This is a genomic window from Mucilaginibacter sp. GW822-FHT03E02, from assembly GCF_058801545.1.
In genome coordinates this window covers 2,473,021-2,490,013 of sequence record NZ_JBXANJ010000001.1, presented here as the reverse complement: position 1 = coordinate 2,490,013, position 16,993 = coordinate 2,473,021, and the positions used below count along the sequence as shown (strand labels likewise).

At 41.6% G+C, this 16,993-nt stretch carries 12 protein-coding genes; 8 read left to right on the top strand and 4 right to left on the bottom strand.

The window, feature by feature from the left end; genetic code table 11:
• Positions 1 to 87 precede the first annotated feature (87 nt).
• The gene (locus AC1RM2_RS10475) at positions 88 to 1,065 is read left to right on the top strand and encodes a phytanoyl-CoA dioxygenase family protein (RefSeq protein ID WP_492985049.1); all 978 of its coding nucleotides are present in this window, start codon (positions 88 to 90) and stop codon (positions 1,063 to 1,065) included.
• Positions 1,066 to 1,129: 64 nt separating this feature from the next.
• On the opposite strand, the gene AC1RM2_RS10470 is transcribed toward AC1RM2_RS10475, so the two are convergent.
• From AC1RM2_RS10470 to hemW, 3 genes are all read right to left on the bottom strand, one after another.
• Complete coding sequence (locus tag AC1RM2_RS10470) at positions 1,130 to 1,684, bottom strand: hypothetical protein (protein WP_492985048.1); 555 nt, start codon at positions 1,682 to 1,684, stop codon at positions 1,130 to 1,132.
• 179 nt (positions 1,685 to 1,863) lie between these two features.
• Complete coding sequence (locus tag AC1RM2_RS10465; RefSeq protein WP_492985047.1) at positions 1,864 to 2,745, bottom strand: cupin-like domain-containing protein; 882 nt, start codon at positions 2,743 to 2,745, stop codon at positions 1,864 to 1,866.
• Between the two features lie 206 nt (positions 2,746 to 2,951).
• Complete coding sequence (gene hemW, locus AC1RM2_RS10460) at positions 2,952 to 4,073, bottom strand: radical SAM family heme chaperone HemW (protein WP_492985046.1); 1,122 nt, start codon at positions 4,071 to 4,073, stop codon at positions 2,952 to 2,954.
• 661 nt (positions 4,074 to 4,734) lie between these two features.
• Here hemW and AC1RM2_RS10455 point away from each other — a divergent pair.
• Positions 4,735 to 9,303 (top strand): T9SS type A sorting domain-containing protein, encoded by a 4,569-nt coding sequence (locus AC1RM2_RS10455; protein ID WP_492985045.1) that lies wholly within the window; start codon positions 4,735 to 4,737, stop codon positions 9,301 to 9,303.
• Between the two features lie 90 nt (positions 9,304 to 9,393).
• On the opposite strand, the gene AC1RM2_RS10450 is transcribed toward AC1RM2_RS10455, so the two are convergent.
• Complete coding sequence (locus tag AC1RM2_RS10450; protein ID WP_492985044.1) at positions 9,394 to 11,901, bottom strand: mechanosensitive ion channel family protein; 2,508 nt, start codon at positions 11,899 to 11,901, stop codon at positions 9,394 to 9,396.
• A 144-nt stretch (positions 11,902 to 12,045) separates the two neighbouring features.
• On the opposite strand from AC1RM2_RS10450, the gene AC1RM2_RS10445 reads away from it, so the two are divergent.
• The 6 genes from AC1RM2_RS10445 to porK all read left to right on the top strand — a co-directional run bounded on the left by AC1RM2_RS10445 (position 12,046) and on the right by porK (position 16,970).
• A complete protein-coding gene (locus AC1RM2_RS10445; protein ID WP_492985043.1) occupies positions 12,046 to 12,636 on the top strand; it encodes an ATPase in 591 nt (196 codons plus the stop codon).
• Complete coding sequence (locus tag AC1RM2_RS10440; protein ID WP_492985042.1) at positions 12,614 to 12,805, top strand: DUF8506 family protein; 192 nt, start codon at positions 12,614 to 12,616, stop codon at positions 12,803 to 12,805. Before AC1RM2_RS10445 ends, AC1RM2_RS10440 begins: the two co-directional genes overlap by 23 nt.
• A gap of 50 nt (positions 12,806 to 12,855) precedes the next feature.
• Positions 12,856 to 13,566 carry a hypothetical protein gene (locus AC1RM2_RS10435; RefSeq protein WP_492985041.1) on the top strand — a complete coding sequence of 237 codons (711 nt, stop codon included), beginning with the start codon at positions 12,856 to 12,858 and terminating at the stop codon, positions 13,564 to 13,566.
• 83 nt (positions 13,567 to 13,649) lie between these two features.
• Positions 13,650 to 14,627 carry a DUF4271 domain-containing protein gene (locus AC1RM2_RS10430; RefSeq protein WP_492985040.1) on the top strand — a complete coding sequence of 326 codons (978 nt, stop codon included), beginning with the start codon at positions 13,650 to 13,652 and terminating at the stop codon, positions 14,625 to 14,627.
• Between the two features lie 12 nt (positions 14,628 to 14,639).
• Positions 14,640 to 15,404 (top strand): uroporphyrinogen-III synthase, encoded by a 765-nt coding sequence (locus AC1RM2_RS10425; protein ID WP_492988244.1) that lies wholly within the window; start codon positions 14,640 to 14,642, stop codon positions 15,402 to 15,404.
• 252 nt (positions 15,405 to 15,656) lie between these two features.
• Entirely contained in the window at positions 15,657 to 16,970 is a 1,314-nt protein-coding gene (gene porK / locus AC1RM2_RS10420; RefSeq protein ID WP_477357616.1) for a T9SS ring complex lipoprotein PorK/GldK, read from the top strand.
• Positions 16,971 to 16,993: the final 23 nt, after the last annotated feature.

Below are 16,993 nucleotides of genomic sequence, written 5' to 3'. Positions count from 1 at the left end.
TTGGTCAATGTAGAGCAAATAATGGTCATTGTAAAGAATAGCCACCTTTGCCATAGACGGTAGATTTGTATTATTAAACCAATACAAATGATGAAGACGACAGACGCCACCATGACCATGACACCCGGACCGGAAAACGCTCATAAAGAAATCCCCGGCAATCCATCTACAGCCAAAACCAGCAGCATTCGCCTCAACGAACGAAAGAATAACGAACCATTGTCCATACTCACTGAAGCAGACTGGAAGTTTTGGGTAGACAACGGATACGTGATCATAAAAAATGCCGTTCCTAAAGAACAGGTTGCCAAGCTGGCCGCTTACCTGTGGCAATACGAAGGTAAGGATGCTGATAATATAGAAACCTGGTATAAAAGGCCCAACGCCCAAATGCAAATGACCGAGCTGAATAACACGGGCATGGTTGAGATTTATAACCAGCAATTGATGTGGGATAACCGCCAATACCCCAAAGTTCATGCAGCCTTTGCCGATATTTGGGGCACCGAAAAACTTTGGGTTACTATTGACAGGGCCAACCTGAATTTTCCGCTTAGACCAGGTTTTGAATACAAGGGGTTTATCCATTGGGATTATGACCCCGAAACCAGGCCGCAAAACGTACAGGGTGTACTTGCCCTGGCCGACCAGACAGACGAAACCATGGGTGGTTTTCAGTGCATCCCCGAATTGTACCGTACTTACGACACCTGGAAACTTACCCAGCCCGCCGACAGGGATCATTACAAACCAGATACTACCGGATTTGAGATAGAGAAGGTGAAACTGGAAGCCGGAGACCTGTTGATATTTAACAGCCTGCAGCCCCATGGTATTCGCCCCAATACCAGTAACAACAAAGTGAGGATAGCCCAATATATAGCCATGATGCCCGCCCAGGAAGATAATGAAGAATTGAGGCAGTGGCGCATTAACAGCTGGCAAAGCCGCGAAGCCATGCAAGGTTACGCCTTCCCCGGCGACCCGATGGAGCGCGAAAAACAAAACCCGGTTGCGGAATTATCTGATTTAGGAAAGAAACTCCTGGGATTGGAGAGATGGTAGAAAGATGATGTGCTTTGGTTTCCGTTGGCTGTTTCCTCACAGCCAACTTTCCCCACATTGGTGTTTATTCCTTTTTAGCTTTTTTCTTTCGTAAGTACTTGCTGAAAACGTTAATATACCTATCGTCAAATTTTACTTTGGTTATATCCTCAAAATCAATTTTATCCGGGTTGTCTGAGATGAAACCTTCGGCATCAAAATACTCAATGTGGACTTTTTTTGTGGTGATTTTTAAGATTGGACCTATGCTAAAAATAATGTTGGCCGGATCTTCAACCTCTACAATAACATTCAGCCCGGTAGCTTGTATACTTTTAAAAACGGATTGCCAGTTGCTCAGGTCGATTTTGTAGCTGATACCTGCTTTGGCCGCCTCGCCTTCGGCTATCATGATTTGTTTAAAACACTTGTCAAATTTGTTGTGCCGTATTTTCTTTACCTGTTTAACAGGTATTACACTGTATCCCTGCAATGTAAAGTCGCCTGCTTCGTGTAGTAAAATAAGATCATCAGAAAAATCAAGAATATATCCGCTGCTTGCTTCGTCGACTCCCTGGGCTACCGTTCGCGTTATTTTGACATAATTACCTAGATGAAGTTTTAATTTATCAGCGATCATTGAGGATAAGATTTGCCTTAAAGATATAAATTATTGCAGCGATTGGCCATGGAAAGTTGTCTTTAAGGATACAGGCGACGGGACAGTTGTGAGGACTATCTGAATGGCAAAAAAATAGCGGTGAAGAAACTTCACCGCTATAAAAAGTCTTTAATAAAACACGAACCTGGTAACAGAAATCAGAAAGGTTTGCCCGCTGCCAACTCTTTATTAGCCCATTTAACAGCCAGTTCCTCGCGGAACTTTGCGTATTTCTCCTTAAAAGCCATTTTGAGTAAGCTATCTACACCGCCTTTAATAGCCAGGTTGTACAAGCTGGCGGCTTTGCGGGTCATGGATGCATCCCAGGCACGCAGGCTTAATGAATAGGAGCCGTCAATATATTTCATCCAGTGCCAATAGCCGGTAGGCATAAACAGTGTATCGCCGTGTTCTAAAAATACTTCGGTACCTTCTACACCATCCAAGGCGGGGAATTTTTTAATGTCGGGGTTTAGTACATCATAATCCTCCAGCGCGTAGGTAGCGTTAGGGATGCAGTACAAGCGGCGCTTCCATTTATTTTCAAACAATATAACGTGCTTGCGGCCGCCAAAATGAGTGTGGAAAATGTGGGGCAAATCGATGTCGTAATGTAAAAACGTTACCGAGTTTGACCCGCCGAAGAACATGCCGGGCATGCTTTCTAAAAAACCACCCATGAGTTCTTTTGGGAGTACAATATCGTTTAATAACTGGGGTGCCTGTTTGAAAATATTAAAAAAGAAGATACGCAACTCTGTTGGTTTACTACGTATCAGGTCGATGTATTCATCAAAAGGCATTTCGGTAGCCGATGAGTTGATGGGTTTTGATGGATCGGCTTTGGAGTTATCGTATAAAGGTACTACCTTATTGCCAACAACCTCTTTAAGGTATTCTGGAGTCCATTTTTCACGGGCAGGCCAGGTTTTTGTGAGGCCTTTAATCACCAAAGGGCGGCGTGGGGTTAAATAGTTCTTCTTGAAATCCTCAGGAGAAATATTTTCAACGGTATCAATCGGGTTAAGTATAAAACTCATATATATCACCTTCCGGTTGTGCTAATTTAATTAGGGTATCTTTAATATTACCAAAAAGTAAACAAAGGAACGAAATAAAACGTCAAAAGGTAACCGGCAGATGTCAAAAAAAATGTATTCACCTTGTTATCAGTTATCAGTTTGAATTTTGAATTTTTTTCAATTGGAGTATCAGGTTACTAAAAAGTGACGGTATTTGATTCCGGTTAAAAAAAGAGGCCTGCTGCAATGTTATCGGCATATAGCTTGCCGGTGGCTGTAAGGTAGATGATACTATCCTTTTCTGCAATCCATTCTTTATCGAAAAACTCGCGGGCTTCTATCTGTAACTGATCGGCCGCACCTTTTGCAATGGCATTGAGCTTGTTAAGATTGAGCCCCCACATGGTGCGGATGGATGTCATGATGTACTCGTTTAGGCGATTAGCCTCGGTAAGGGTTTCTGTTTCGGCGGGTATTTTACCGCTTATGATGGCTTTAGTATATTTAGCGTTATTGGCAATATTCCACTGCCTAACCTCGCCATTGTAGGAGTGTGCCGATGGACCAATGCCCAGGTATTTAACCCCCTGCCAGTAATTGGAGTTATGTTTTGAGTATTTACCAGGTAAGGCAAAGTTTGATATTTCGTAATGCTCAAAACCATGGTCGGCCATGGCTTGCATCAGTACCATAAACTGGGCAGCGCTTTGCTGGTCGTTCATGGGTGGTTGCTTTTTTTTGCTGATGAAGGCTGCCAAGGCGGTTTGTGGCTCTACCGTCATGGAATAAGCCGATATGTGGGGGATAGACAATTCAAAAATCCTATCCAGGTTTTGCTTCCACTTGGTGTCGGTAAGTAGGGGGTAACCATAAATTAAATCGGCTGTAATGTTTTCAAAACCGGCATCCTGTACCCTTTTTACTGCCGTTTCAGATTCACGGGCACGGTGGGCACGGTTCATCCAAACCAAATCCTCGTCAAAAAACGATTGAATGCCAATACTAAAGCGGTTGATATCGGTTTGTTTAAACGCTTTTACTTTGGCCACATCCAAATCATCGGGGTTAGCCTCCAGCGTAATTTCGGCAGCTGAGGCTACGGTATGTAGTTCTGTTACAGTATTAATAAGCAGCTGAATTTCGTCGGCTGCCAGCACCGAAGGGGTGCCGCCGCCAAAGTAGATTGTTTCCACGGTTTCGCCGTTCAGGTATTTTTTTTGCAGCTTAATTTCGCTCACCAATGCCTGTACCAACTCGTCTTTGTATTGCGGCGATGTGCTGAAATGGAAATCGCAGTAATGACAAGCTTGTTTGCAAAAAGGAATATGTATGTAGATGCCGGCCATGTTTTATTTGATAGTAAATTGCTGTTAGCTTTAAGCTTTGTTCATTTTGCCTTTGGCTTTTTGTAAACGTTTGGGCCAATGCAAAACAGGGCAAAGGTAAACGCAATTGTGGATTTCTTAAGAAGAATTTGGTTTTACAACTTAGGGCTGTTGGTTATTAACCCATTTTATTTCAGGATGGCAATAGCGGCCTGATGTTAATTCAGGCATATGCCGTATTGTTAATTTTTAATCTTTTTATTGCCTTTCATCGCTAATAAAACGGTTGTTCCGGCATAGCTATCCCCCACTATATTTATCTTTTTGCCATAAACTATTTAAATGTACCGTAAATAAACAGGCAATCTGTATTAAAATACATTGCCTTAGCTTTTTTGGTTAAAATAATAAGTCGTAAAATAAAAAAAATTATCAATAAGTGATATTTTTGTAACTATTGGGTATTTTCTTTTGCCTAAGCCTGTTTTATCAATATTGGTTTCTCGGTAGGAAATATTTCTCCCTTAAAATCAGCAAAAAGCAATTTTTCATGGTATTTTTAATAAAATTTTCTTTAGTAAAAAGAAACCTTATTATCAATGTTTTACGTATCAAAGTTGGTAGTGCTTTCAAAAGTTTGCCGCACCCTGATTTTTACCACGGCTTTATTAATTATTTTTATATGAAAACAACTTTACTTAAATCTTTATGGATAGTATGTATTGTTTTCATTGCCCATATGGCTGTTGCGCAAGAATACTACGATGGAACTAATACCCCGAGGCAATATTACTATAACAGCTTAGAGTCGGCCACTGCCGGTACGCCGTCAACATTTTTACCGGCAGCGGGCTCTACCCGAAATTCTTCATCGGCTACCATTGATTTGGTTTCAAGCTCATCCTTAAATTCTTCTAAAAGTTTATCATCATTAGCCCTGGGGGCCGTGGGTTATCTTCGTTGGAATTTTATGAGCAGCGGAAGTTCTGCCGCCGCGCTCAGCATGTCGGGCCGTACCTACGAATGGGAGTTTGATTACAAGAATGTAACCGGTGCCGCAACTGCCGATAATTCTGTCACTATGGCTGCAAGCAGCTCATCAGCCACGGATTCCTGGCGTTACTGGCTTATTGCAAACACCTACACGGCTAACAGCGCTACCGATTATACTAAGGGCTTATACGTTACCCAATATAATGGCAACCTGGTTTTGAGGTTTAAATACGGCACGGCCAATAACCAGGTCACCAATTATGCAACCGTATCAATGCCGAACAGCAGTACCACTACTTACCAGATACGTATTGTAAAGTCGGTTATCGGTTACTATTACATTTATATTTTAAACAGATCAACAGGCGTTACTACTACTTCAGGGCCAACTAACGTGGGGACAACAGTAAGCAGCATTGATTTAAATACCTACAATTTTTCGTACCTGGAATCTTCAACTTCGGCCGCCAACCGTTTTCAGTGGGATAATTTCAATTTTTACCAGCAAAAGGTGGAGTATATCCCTATTACAAGCACTGCCAACGGTATTTCTTCCTCTATTTCGCCAGGACAGATCAATGTTATACCCTACGGCGTAAACGCGAACATCAGGGGAGATATCAATTTTGGTACATTGGTTTTTAACTCCGCAACAAACGGGCAGGCCATATTTTCGTCATATACCCTTTTCAAAACTACCAATAGCGTACTTTCGGCTGCAACAGGAACTTCGCTGGTAACAGGCGTGGCCGTAAATAGCACCAATACCGGACAAATGACCTTACCCACATCCGAATATTATTATTCGGCCGGCAATACCGATGGTACTACGGTAAATGCAATTAATTACTTTCTTGTGGGGCAGGCATTAAGTACTTTTAGCACACCAACGCCCACCAGTATAACCTACTCTGTAAGCACTGCAAATGCCGATAATTATCAAAGTTTTTATACCAGCGGATATTTTCCGTACAATGGCGCATCAACTACAGGCGCCGTGGTTGGAGTAGTTAATACAAACGACTGGACGGGTAATGTAAGCACCAGCTGGAACGCTACGGGTAACTGGAGCTTGGGCGTTGTACCAGGATCGATAGATATTGCACGCATTGGTGTTAAAGCTTTAACCGGCGTAAAGGCGTACCCCATTATCAGTTCCGGCGGTGCAACCTCAGTAGGAAGCATAATTTTTGGAACAGATAACTCTCAATTCACAACCTTTGCCGTAAATACACCCTTTACCGTTAATGGCGATATTACGGTAACTGCCTCCCTCAATGTTAACAGCACCAACGGTAGTAGTTATTCGTTAGCGGTATCAGGAACGGGTACATTGACGGCGACAGGCGCATTAAATATTGGCGATTACAGCTTACCAAAAGCAAACAACAGCCCTTTTTCATTTACATCGTCTATAAGCCAAATGAGTATTACGGGCAATATTAGCTTAATTTCAACTTTAGATAACGGCCAAAGAAACTTTGACGCTAAAATAAGTATTATAAGCGGAATAGTGAGCGCAAGCGGCATCGCATCGTCTAATCAAATTGCCAGTAATTTAACGCAGGTTGATAATACATCAACTGTCAGTGTAAGTGGTACAGGTACACTGAAGTTAACCGGATCATCGCCAATAAGCGCGTTATCCACATTAGGAATAAACGTAATGTCGTTTAATAATACGGGTGCAACAGTTGAGTATGGTGGGGCCAACCAAACTATTTATACCAGTGCAGCCATCAGCGGGCTGTCGGGTGGCGTTTCCTACTATAACTTAAAAACGTCTGGCACGGGCATCAAAACCGTACTTGGAAGTACCTTGTCGGTCGGCGGCAACTTTACTACTGCCAATGCCGGGGTTGATTTATATACCAATAACCCCACAGTAAATGTTACAGGTAACTGGACTAACTCTACAACCGTAACACAAGGCAGCGGGGCTATAACCGTTACCGGCAATGTTACCAATAACAGCAGTGGCATACTTGCCTTAGGCTCGGCCAATCTGAGCATTGCGGGCAACTATGCCAATAATTCGGGTGGGGTATACACACAAGGTACCGGTACAACTTATTTTAACGGTTCGGCTGCCCAGGCCCTTAGCGATGTAAGCTCCACCGGTACCGTTTTTAAGAATGTAAATTTTAGCGGAACATCGTTATCAAATGCAAAAACCATGTCTGGTTCGGGTGGTTTTGCGGTGGCAAGCACGGGTACGCTTACTATGGCCAATGCAACCACAACGCTTGATGCAGGCGGGGTATTAACTTTAATGTCTGATGCATCCTCATCGGCCACCGTGGCGCAAATTCCTACAGGCGCTGTAATTACAGGCAATGTAAATGTGCAGCGCTATATTACAGGCGGTTCCGGATACCGGGGCTATCGCCTGATGTCGCCACCGGTTAATATAAGTTCAAACACTTCGGGGGCAGGTAATATTGGCCTTAGCTATATCAGCACATCGCAAACTTTTGGCGGCGTTACTTACAATGGGGGCCTAACAGGCGGGCCGGGCACCGGTTTTTTTGTTCCCAATACCTATCCCACATTATATCTTTACAACGAAAGCTTAACTACAAATAATACTAAATCGTATGTTGCGGGTAAAAACGTAGGTATATATGATATTACAGCAACCGGGGCAACAACAATTTCGGGTTATCCGGTGGCGGTTCAAACCAGCGGGGTAACTATACCAGTTGGTAATAGCTTTTTGTACTTTTTTATCGGGGATAACAGCAGTACGCAAACATCATCGGCGATAAGAACGCCTGAAAATACAACTATTACGGCAGTAGGCTATCTAAATCAGGGTAATGTACCGGTTAAATTTTGGAATACCAGCAGCACATCAATACCTTACCATACCGGCACCGGTGCCATATTGCCCGGTTATAACCAGGTGGGCAATCCATACGCAAGTACTATAAGTCTTGATGTTGTTTACACTGATAATTATAATGCTTTAACCAACGCCATAAGCCCCATTTTTTGGGAAATGAGCCTCCCCGAGCAGGCCTACATTTCTTACAATGCTTCAACCCACACTACATCAAATACCAGGGCCGGTAAATACATAGTTAGTGGCCAGGGCTTTCTTATAGATGCAACAGCAACCGGGCAAACCATCACTTTCAAGGAAGACCAAAAGATTAGCTACCCGGCCATCACAAAATCAACTACTCCGGCATTGTTGATGAGCACTAAAAATGATATCAGGATGTTAAAAAAATCTTTTAATGTTCCGGCTGATGAATGGACGGCTGCCGGCCTGCATTTACAACTTACAAAAGATAGTATGGTAAATGCACAATGTGGCATATATTTTGCCAAAGAGTGGGACGATAAATTCCACAATACCGAAGATGCAATTGATTTAGACGGGGCTGCGCCCGATGTATACATCTCCAGTTATTCGGCAGATGGCGTAAGGACATCGATAAACCAGCTTGCCGATTATAAGGGGACAGGAAAAAAAATTAAGCTGTTTGTAAAAGCTACTGAAAGCGGCCTTTATAAAGTTGATCTTGCCGATCTTAAAAATGCCGATACAGTACAGTATAAATTTTACCTGATTGATCATTATAAGCAAGATTCGCTCGATATTGGCAAATACAAGTCATACGCATTTAATATTGTAACTGCGGATACGGTTACTTTTGGGGCCAATCGTTTTGAATTGTCCGTTCAGCAACAGCCTGCATCAAAATATAAGCTGGTTACTTTTACCGCTCAAAAAGCCACCGATGGTATTTTAGTTACCTGGCGAACTTATAATGAAGGCAATAATTATTTTTTCACTTTAGAAAAACAGGGAACCAACAGTAGCGACTATGCCCCGGTTTACCAGGTACAAAGCAATGGCGGCACCATTTATAAATATACAGATCGGTTACCTAACACAGGCAATAACGTTTATCGTTTAAAACAGGTTGATTTATTTGGCAATATTTCCTATTCAAACCCTGTAAATATTTACTTTGACAACAACGGAAACGCTGATATGTTTAGTGTTTACCCTAATCCTACAGCCGAGACTTTAAATGTGAGTGTCACCAACGGCAAAATTACAACCGCAGCGTCAAGCTATAAACTAAGTATTTACGATGTAACCGGAGCACTTGTGGTACAAAAAACATCTGTAAATGATAGTTGGAGCGAAAACGTATCGAAGTTTATACCCGGTGTTTACGTTGTTGAGCTGAAAGATGCAGGCGGTAATTCGTTAGGCAAAACAAAATTTGTGAAAAAATAAAATTCAATAAATGGAGATGACAATAGTGTTGGCTTGTTAAAATGAATAGCCATATTTAACAAGCCAACACTAAACCCAGCAACAATACCATTATTGAGTCGCAGGCGGGGCAGTGGCATCGCCGGCCTTATTTGGTGGTGCCTGGTTGCCCAGGCCGGCCGGAAAATTAACCTGTATATCTTTTTGTCCCTTTGGTATTTCTATCCCCTCTTTGTCAAACTCAATATATATTGCCAGCATCACGCTGCTTTTTAAGCCTTGCCATTTAGAGATATCGTCGGCCCAAAATAAAGCCTTGAATTCGATGGCCGAGTCGCTGAAGTTATTTAAAAATACCGTTGGCGGCGGGGTTTTCATGATATCATTATTACCCTTTATAATGCCGTTAAGAATGCTTTCTACCTTAGCTATGTCCGATCCGTAAGCAACCCTGATCAGAAGTTCTACCCGGCGGTTATTATTACTTAAGGTCCAGTTTATCACGTGCTGAGATATAAGGTCGCCATTAGGTACAATAAGTTCAGATCCATCGCCACATTCAATTTTGCTTGACCGGATTCCAATTTCTTTAATTGTGCCCGATTTGCCGCTTACCTCTATAACATCGCCCACCTGTACCGGTTTTTCAAAAGCCAGTATAACGCCCGATACCAGGTTGTTCACTATGTTTTGTAAACCGAAACCAATACCTACGCCCAATGCACCAATAATAATAGTTACCCTATCCATCGGGATGCCGGCCGCCGTTATAGCCACAAAAAAGCCAACAACAAAAATGGTTAGCCTGATAAGTAGTATAGACGACCTGGTTTTTTTAGCCTGCGGTGTTAGTTTGGTTTGTTGCCCGGCAAAATCATAAAAATAGCTGATAACCCTGGCTATTAAACCCGATATCCATATTACAATTACAAATACCAGTATGCTGCGGAAAGTGAAAGCCGTACTGCTTACCTGGTGCGGCGAATTTAAAAAATCATTAGCCTGGTCATATATATAATCGTCGATGGTTAGGTTTTTAGCTAAGGCCACAAGCCATAATATACCAATAATTTTAACCAGGAACCCTTTTGACTTTTTCTGCAATTCTTTAAAATCCAAAAACGAAGTAATTTTATTGCCCGATTTTTTGTTACCCTCTAACTGTAAAAACAAGCTTTCCATCAGTATTTGCAACAACAGATAAAAGCCCATGGCCAGGCACAGGTTTAAAGTAGCAGTTACACTAAATATTTTGGCCAGGCTAAACCGCCCGGTAATGTTTAACAGTATGGCAAAGCCATGCAGTGCTATAAATGCTTTTAATATCAACTGCATGTAAGGCGGGTATGTCTGTGCACCGTTTTTTACTTGTTTAAGCAGCTGCAATGAGTAATAAATTACAGCACCGGATAACAGCAGCAATAAAACCCTGTCTGTGTAGGTTATCAAAACCATTAGGCTGCTGATGCAAAAAAATACGGAAGCTATAAATAGCACGCCATAAAATTTATATAGCGGCCTGGGCCAGTTATTTTTAATCAAAACACCAATACTTGCCATCATGATTAAAAACATGGTATGTGTAAATGCCTGCGTAGGATGGTCATACAGGTAAGGCGATACCATGCTAAAAACGGTTAGGGCTGATAGGTAAGGATATTTTACAATATAATTTGTTTGCTCAAAGATGCTATCGTACCCGCTATTTAACCGGGCTATTTTTTTGCGGCTGTTATAAATCCATCCAAAAAAAACAACCAATATCAATAAGTTTACAATGTGCGCAACAAAGTTTGATTTGCTGGTTATAAAGTAGGCGTAAAGCAGGTAAATTAAGCGGCTCGTTTTTGTAAAAGCGGTACTTAGGCTATTAGGTGTTTTACTTGGGTGAGGGTTCCAGATAAAACCATATTCGTTGGTAAGTGCATTAACAGTAAACTCATGAATTTTTAAATCTATCCTATCATCAAGGTCAATCAGCAAAATAGATAAGGCCGATATCCTGTTTTCGAGCAGGCCAATCCTGATCATTGATTTTTTGGCGCTGCTATCTAAATTTTTCCATTTAGCATCCAGGTCCTGTACCTGTGCAATGGTTTTGACCCTCAGGCTGCTATCAGCGGGGGCATTTCGCAAAACAGTATCCGATTTAAAATCAGATACCTTGTCGCCGATAGCGTCAAGCTGATTGGTATAAATGGTTATCCGGTCTTCCCACGAGTCCATTTGATCTTTTAGGTGATCAATGATATCCCTGATGGTAACCAGGTTACCTAAAGTAGATGAACGGTCAATGGCATTACGCATTAACGACATCCGTTTCTCTAAAGTTGGCAACTCCTGGCTTATCTCTAAAGTGTCAAAACCTCGCGACAAGTCAGAATTGGTTTCCACGTATGAGGTGGTATAATCCTCAATTTTACCAAGCAGTATATTTACCGGGCCATCTACATTCTTAAACGAACGGATTACAGAATCTCTTCGCAAAACCTTTTTCCGTAATGAGTCCCTGACAGATAGGTGGGGCTTCTTTTTTTTGACCTGGGCAGGGCAATCCTGGCTAAAAGCCAATGCAGCAATTAAAAAGAAACAGATGGTTTTAAATAGGTTTTGCATCATCAATTATATGTAATAGATATTGTTGAAGTATTGCCGGCAACCAAATAGTTTTAACACTACCCGGTTAGTTTTGGCAATTATAATGATAACGGAATTAACAAAGCAATTGTGTTTTTTAAACTATCTTTATTATTTTAAAGCCGAATGCCAAATTTATATATTATAGCGGGCTGCAATGGCGCCGGTAAAACAACGGCAAGTTACACCGTTTTACCCGAACTGCTTAACTGTTACGAGTTTGTTAACGCCGATAATATTGCAGCGGGTATTTCGCCGTTTAACCCCGAAAGTGTGACTTTGGCTGCAGGCAGGATTATGTTGCAACGTATTGATGAGCTTTTAAAACAGGAGGTTGATTTTGCCATCGAAACAACATTATCCACCAGGAGTTATGTATCGATGATAAAGAAAGTTCGGCAAAATGGATATAACGTAACCCTGCTTTATTTTTGGTTAAAATCGCCTCAAATGGCCATGCAACGGGTAGCAAAAAGAGTAAGTAAGGGTGGGCATAATATACCCGGAGATGTGATCATTCGCAGATATTACGGGGGAATAAAAGACCTGATAAAACTATATATTACTATCTGCGACAAGTGGCTGGTTGTCAATAACACAGATGTTGGATCAGTATTTGTTGCTCAGGGTGGATTTCGGTTTGAAACAAATATAATAAAAGCCGATATTTGGAATACTATTTTAAGGCAAAGCGATGATAACGAAAGCAAATACTAATATGGATATTGATGAATTTGCATCAAAGGTTATGGAAGGTTTGAAAAGGGCAAATCGTAAATTGGTTGAATCTGCCGCGGCGAATGGCGAAAGCCTCATTGTTGGCGATGATAAAGACGGTTTTAAAGCTGTTCCTGCAAAAGAGTTGTTAAAAAAACTGCCCCAATAAATACTTCCGGCTACGTATTGGTTTATATCTTTGGCCCAACCAACAACATTATGGGCCTCAAACCAGCTATTATTTTTACGGCCTTCCTTTTGTTTTCAACCGTGGCCAATGCGCAACGGGCAGGTAAAACAATTCAAATTAATATCGACACTTTGTTAAATGCCCGCCCGGTTAGTACTTGCTTTAATGCTTTACTCAAAAGCTGGACAAAAGGCATTGATGGTGACGGCGAGGGCGACGGCTACCTCACCATGTCCGCCGCCGTTTATTGCGATAATAGAGATCCACATGCCCTTCCGGATAATCCGCTGATACCTGCTTCGTACAGGCATCCGGCAATTAAACTGCACTATAATAATCGTGACAGTGTGAGCTACCAGGCCCGTTATGTTTCGGGTGAGGGCGGATTTGCTTTTAGTGTTCCGAAGAAGAAATATCAGGCGATCTATTTAAGTCTTACCAGTTCCGAAGGCCCGTCACAGCTTCGGATACAGCTGATTTATAAAGACGGTACCGAAATAAAGGATTTTACATTGCCCGATTACTACAATGATATAACTACGGGCGATGAAAACTTAAGTTATCTGGTACATAACCTGGCCAAATGGGGCAAAAAAAATATAATGACAGAAAGCGACCATCATAATATTGATGTGCTTAATATTCATCCAAACCCTAAACGGATACTCAGGCGTATCATTGTTAAAAAAAGCAGGCCTGGTTTCCTGGTTTTTTGGGCAGCTACGGGTACTGTTGATTAACGTTTATCTTTAATTACCGGGCATTACCAAACAACCAATTATTACCTTAATTTTGCAGCGAATTTTAAAGGGTTAATTTTTAAATGCGTTTAATTGCCTTAAGTTTTTTGTTGATATGCTGTGTAGTATTTGCCGCCCTTGGCCAGCAGGATACTTCGGCAGGCCGCAAGGCCCCATCTTACAGGCATATCAGCATTGGCGGTAATTCCCTGCTCGATTCTGTTGCCAACGCTATGCAGGCCCGGAAGCTTTTTGTGGCCGATTCAATAGCGATGCGCTTTATCCGTGTGCCCGATTCAAGCACCACCAATGAGTTTACTGATAGCTTACTTGCCCGCACCCAATATAAAGGATATGGATTTTTAGATATTCATCTAAAAACAAAAGGTAAGGTAAAAGATGGCCTTAGCCGTCCGCAGCGCGACCCCTGGGTTATTGCAATTATTATTGCACTGCTGTTATACACGGCAATATTAAATATAACCCTCAACAGTGATGTGAGCTTTGTATGGCATTCATTTTATAGTAAGCGCGTTTTATCGCAGGCCGGCAAAGAAGATGGGGTAGTAAGTCTATGGGCTTTTTTAGGATTATTTTTGCTTTTTTGTTTAACATTTAGCCTTTTTTTATACCAATTGGCGGCTTATAAAGGAGTTTATTATGTGGTGAGCGGCAGCAGGCTTTTTGTTTTGCTTACTATTGGTGTTATTGCTTTGTTTGCGCTAAAATTTGTTGTACTTAAACTGCTGGGTTTTGTGTTTGATATTAATAAACTGGTAACCGAATATCTGAACATATTACACCTTACTTATTTTAATATAGCATTCGTTTTTTTACCGGTAGTGATATGTTTTAGCTTATTGGGCGCTCAGTACATCCCGGTATTGCTTACCCTTACACTCATCATTGTTATCATCATTTTTATATGGCAATATCTCAGGAGCAGCGTAAACATAATTTCTACTTTTAGATTTCACAAATTTTATTTATTTACGTATCTTTGTGCCCTCGAAATTTGCCCTATTTTAATTTTGATAAAGGCATTAAACATTAGGATTTAGGTAGTTAAAAGAATTGACTTGGAAGACAGAAAGAAAAAGGTTAAAAGTATATTAGTTACTTTATCAAAACCCGAAAACGACAAAAATCCGTACGCCGAGCTGGCTAAAAAGCTGAACTTGAAAATTGATTTCAGATCATTTATTCATGTTGAGGGCGTACCGGCAAAGGATTTCAGGAAGGAAAAAATTAACCTGGCTGATTTTACAGCGGTTATTTTTACCAGCCGCAACTCTGCCGACCATTTCTTCCGCATTTGTGAAGAGATGCGCTTTGAGGTGCCTGTAGAAATGAAATACTTTTGTTTATCCGAAACAATCGCGCTTTACCTGCAAAAGTATATTCAATACCGCAAGCGCAAAATTTTTTTTGGCAAGCAAACAGCCGCCGATTTAGCCGAAGTGTTGAAGAAGCATTCTGCCGAAAAATTCCTGTATCCATGTTCAGATGTGGCTGCCGAAGAAACCCAGCGCTTTTTATTGGAAAATGGGTATAACTTTACCCCGGCGGTGCTATTTCGTACTGTTTGCAGCGATCTTTCAGATCTGGCCGAGGTTTTTTATGACGTTATCGCCTTCTTCAGTCCTTCAAGTATCCAGTCCCTCTATAAAAACTTTCCCGATTTTAAACAGAACAATACACGCATAGCTGCCTTTGGTGCAACAACCCACAAAGCAGTGCTTGAAGCGGGTTTAATACTGGATATTCCTGCACCAACACCAGCCGCTCCATCCATGACAATGGCTATTGAGCAGTATTGTAAATTGGTAAATAAATAAAAAAAAGGAAATTTATTTACCAGTTTGAAACTTTTTTGGGGTTAAAGGCGTATTAGTGACATCTAATTTACACTTAAGTAGTTAGTTAGTTCATTGTTTATAACACTGTAATTTATTAATAAAACAATGCCGTTGGCGTTTTAAAGGGCTTTTTATTGCTTAATTTAAATGTTTTTTGGCACGGTAACGCAAATTTGATATATTCGGGGGTCTTATAATGTTATATTTTTATAACTGATTTTTGATTTTAAAATGAAGCAGATATACTTTTTAATAGTTGTTTTAGCTGGTGGTGTATTAAGTGGTTGCGGTGGTGGCGGCGACAGAGGTGAGTTAACCGGTGTGCCGCAGCGTTCCTTTAAGGCCGAAGTGCCTTACGGAATGGTTTATATACCAGGCGGGTCGTTTATGATGGGCCAAACAGATCAGGATGTAACCTTTGCGCAAACTGCCCAGCCAAAACAGGTAACCGAGGCTCCTTTTTTTATGGACCAAACAGAAATTACCAACAGCGAATACAAGAAATTTGTATTTTGGGTACGTGACTCTATCGCTATTACCAATTATGTAAATGATAACAAATATTATCTGCAGCCAAAAGGCGGCCGTGGGGCCAACGCAAGCGGTAAAAAATATATCAATTGGGCTTATGTAAAAAAGAACCCGGTTTGGAGTAACAAAAAAGGCGCCGCAAGCAACAAATCGAAGCTTCAGGGAATGTTTTACCAGAATGAAGACAGGGTTTTTGACCGCGACGAACTGGATGTACGGTTGCTTAAATATAACTATGCGCTGATGGTACTACGCGATGCCGCAAACCACAGGAACGACCCAAAATCAAGACGTTCGGATTTCATTTTGCGCGATACCGTTACCGTATATCCCGATACATTGGTATGGTTAAGCGATTTTTCATACGCGGCTAATGAGCCTATGGTTGAGGCTTATTTTTCACATCCTGCTTTTCGCAATTATCCTGTAGTAGGTGTCACCTGGAGACAGGCAAGGGCATTTACCGTTTGGCGCACTCGCTACAACGAAGCCTATAAAAATTCAAGACATTTACCTCCACGTGCCGATTACCGCTTACCTACCGAAGGTGAATTTGAATATGCCGCCCGTGGCGGCAGGTTAGGTACCGATTATCCATGGGGCGGTCCTTACATTAAAAACGCTAAAGGTTGTTTACTGGCCAACTTTAAACCCGGCCGCGGTAATTATACAGATGATGGCGGCGCTTACACGGTAAACGTGCGTTCCTATTTCCCTAATGACTATGGCTTATATAACATGGCCGGCAACGTGGCAGAATGGACATCGTCAGCTTTTGACGAGTCAGCTTCAACCTTTGTGCATGACCTTGCTCCAACCTTTGCGGTTGAGGCAAAATCCTCTGACCCCGAAGTGCTTAAACGTAAAGTTGTGCGGGGCGGATCATGGAAAGATATCGGTTACTTCCTCCAAAATTCTACCCGTACCTACGAGTACCAGGATACCGCTAAATCATATATCGGTTTCCGCTGCGTAACAAGTTATCTGGGCCGGGATATCAAAGACAAACGATAAACAAAACAATAAACGTAAAATCT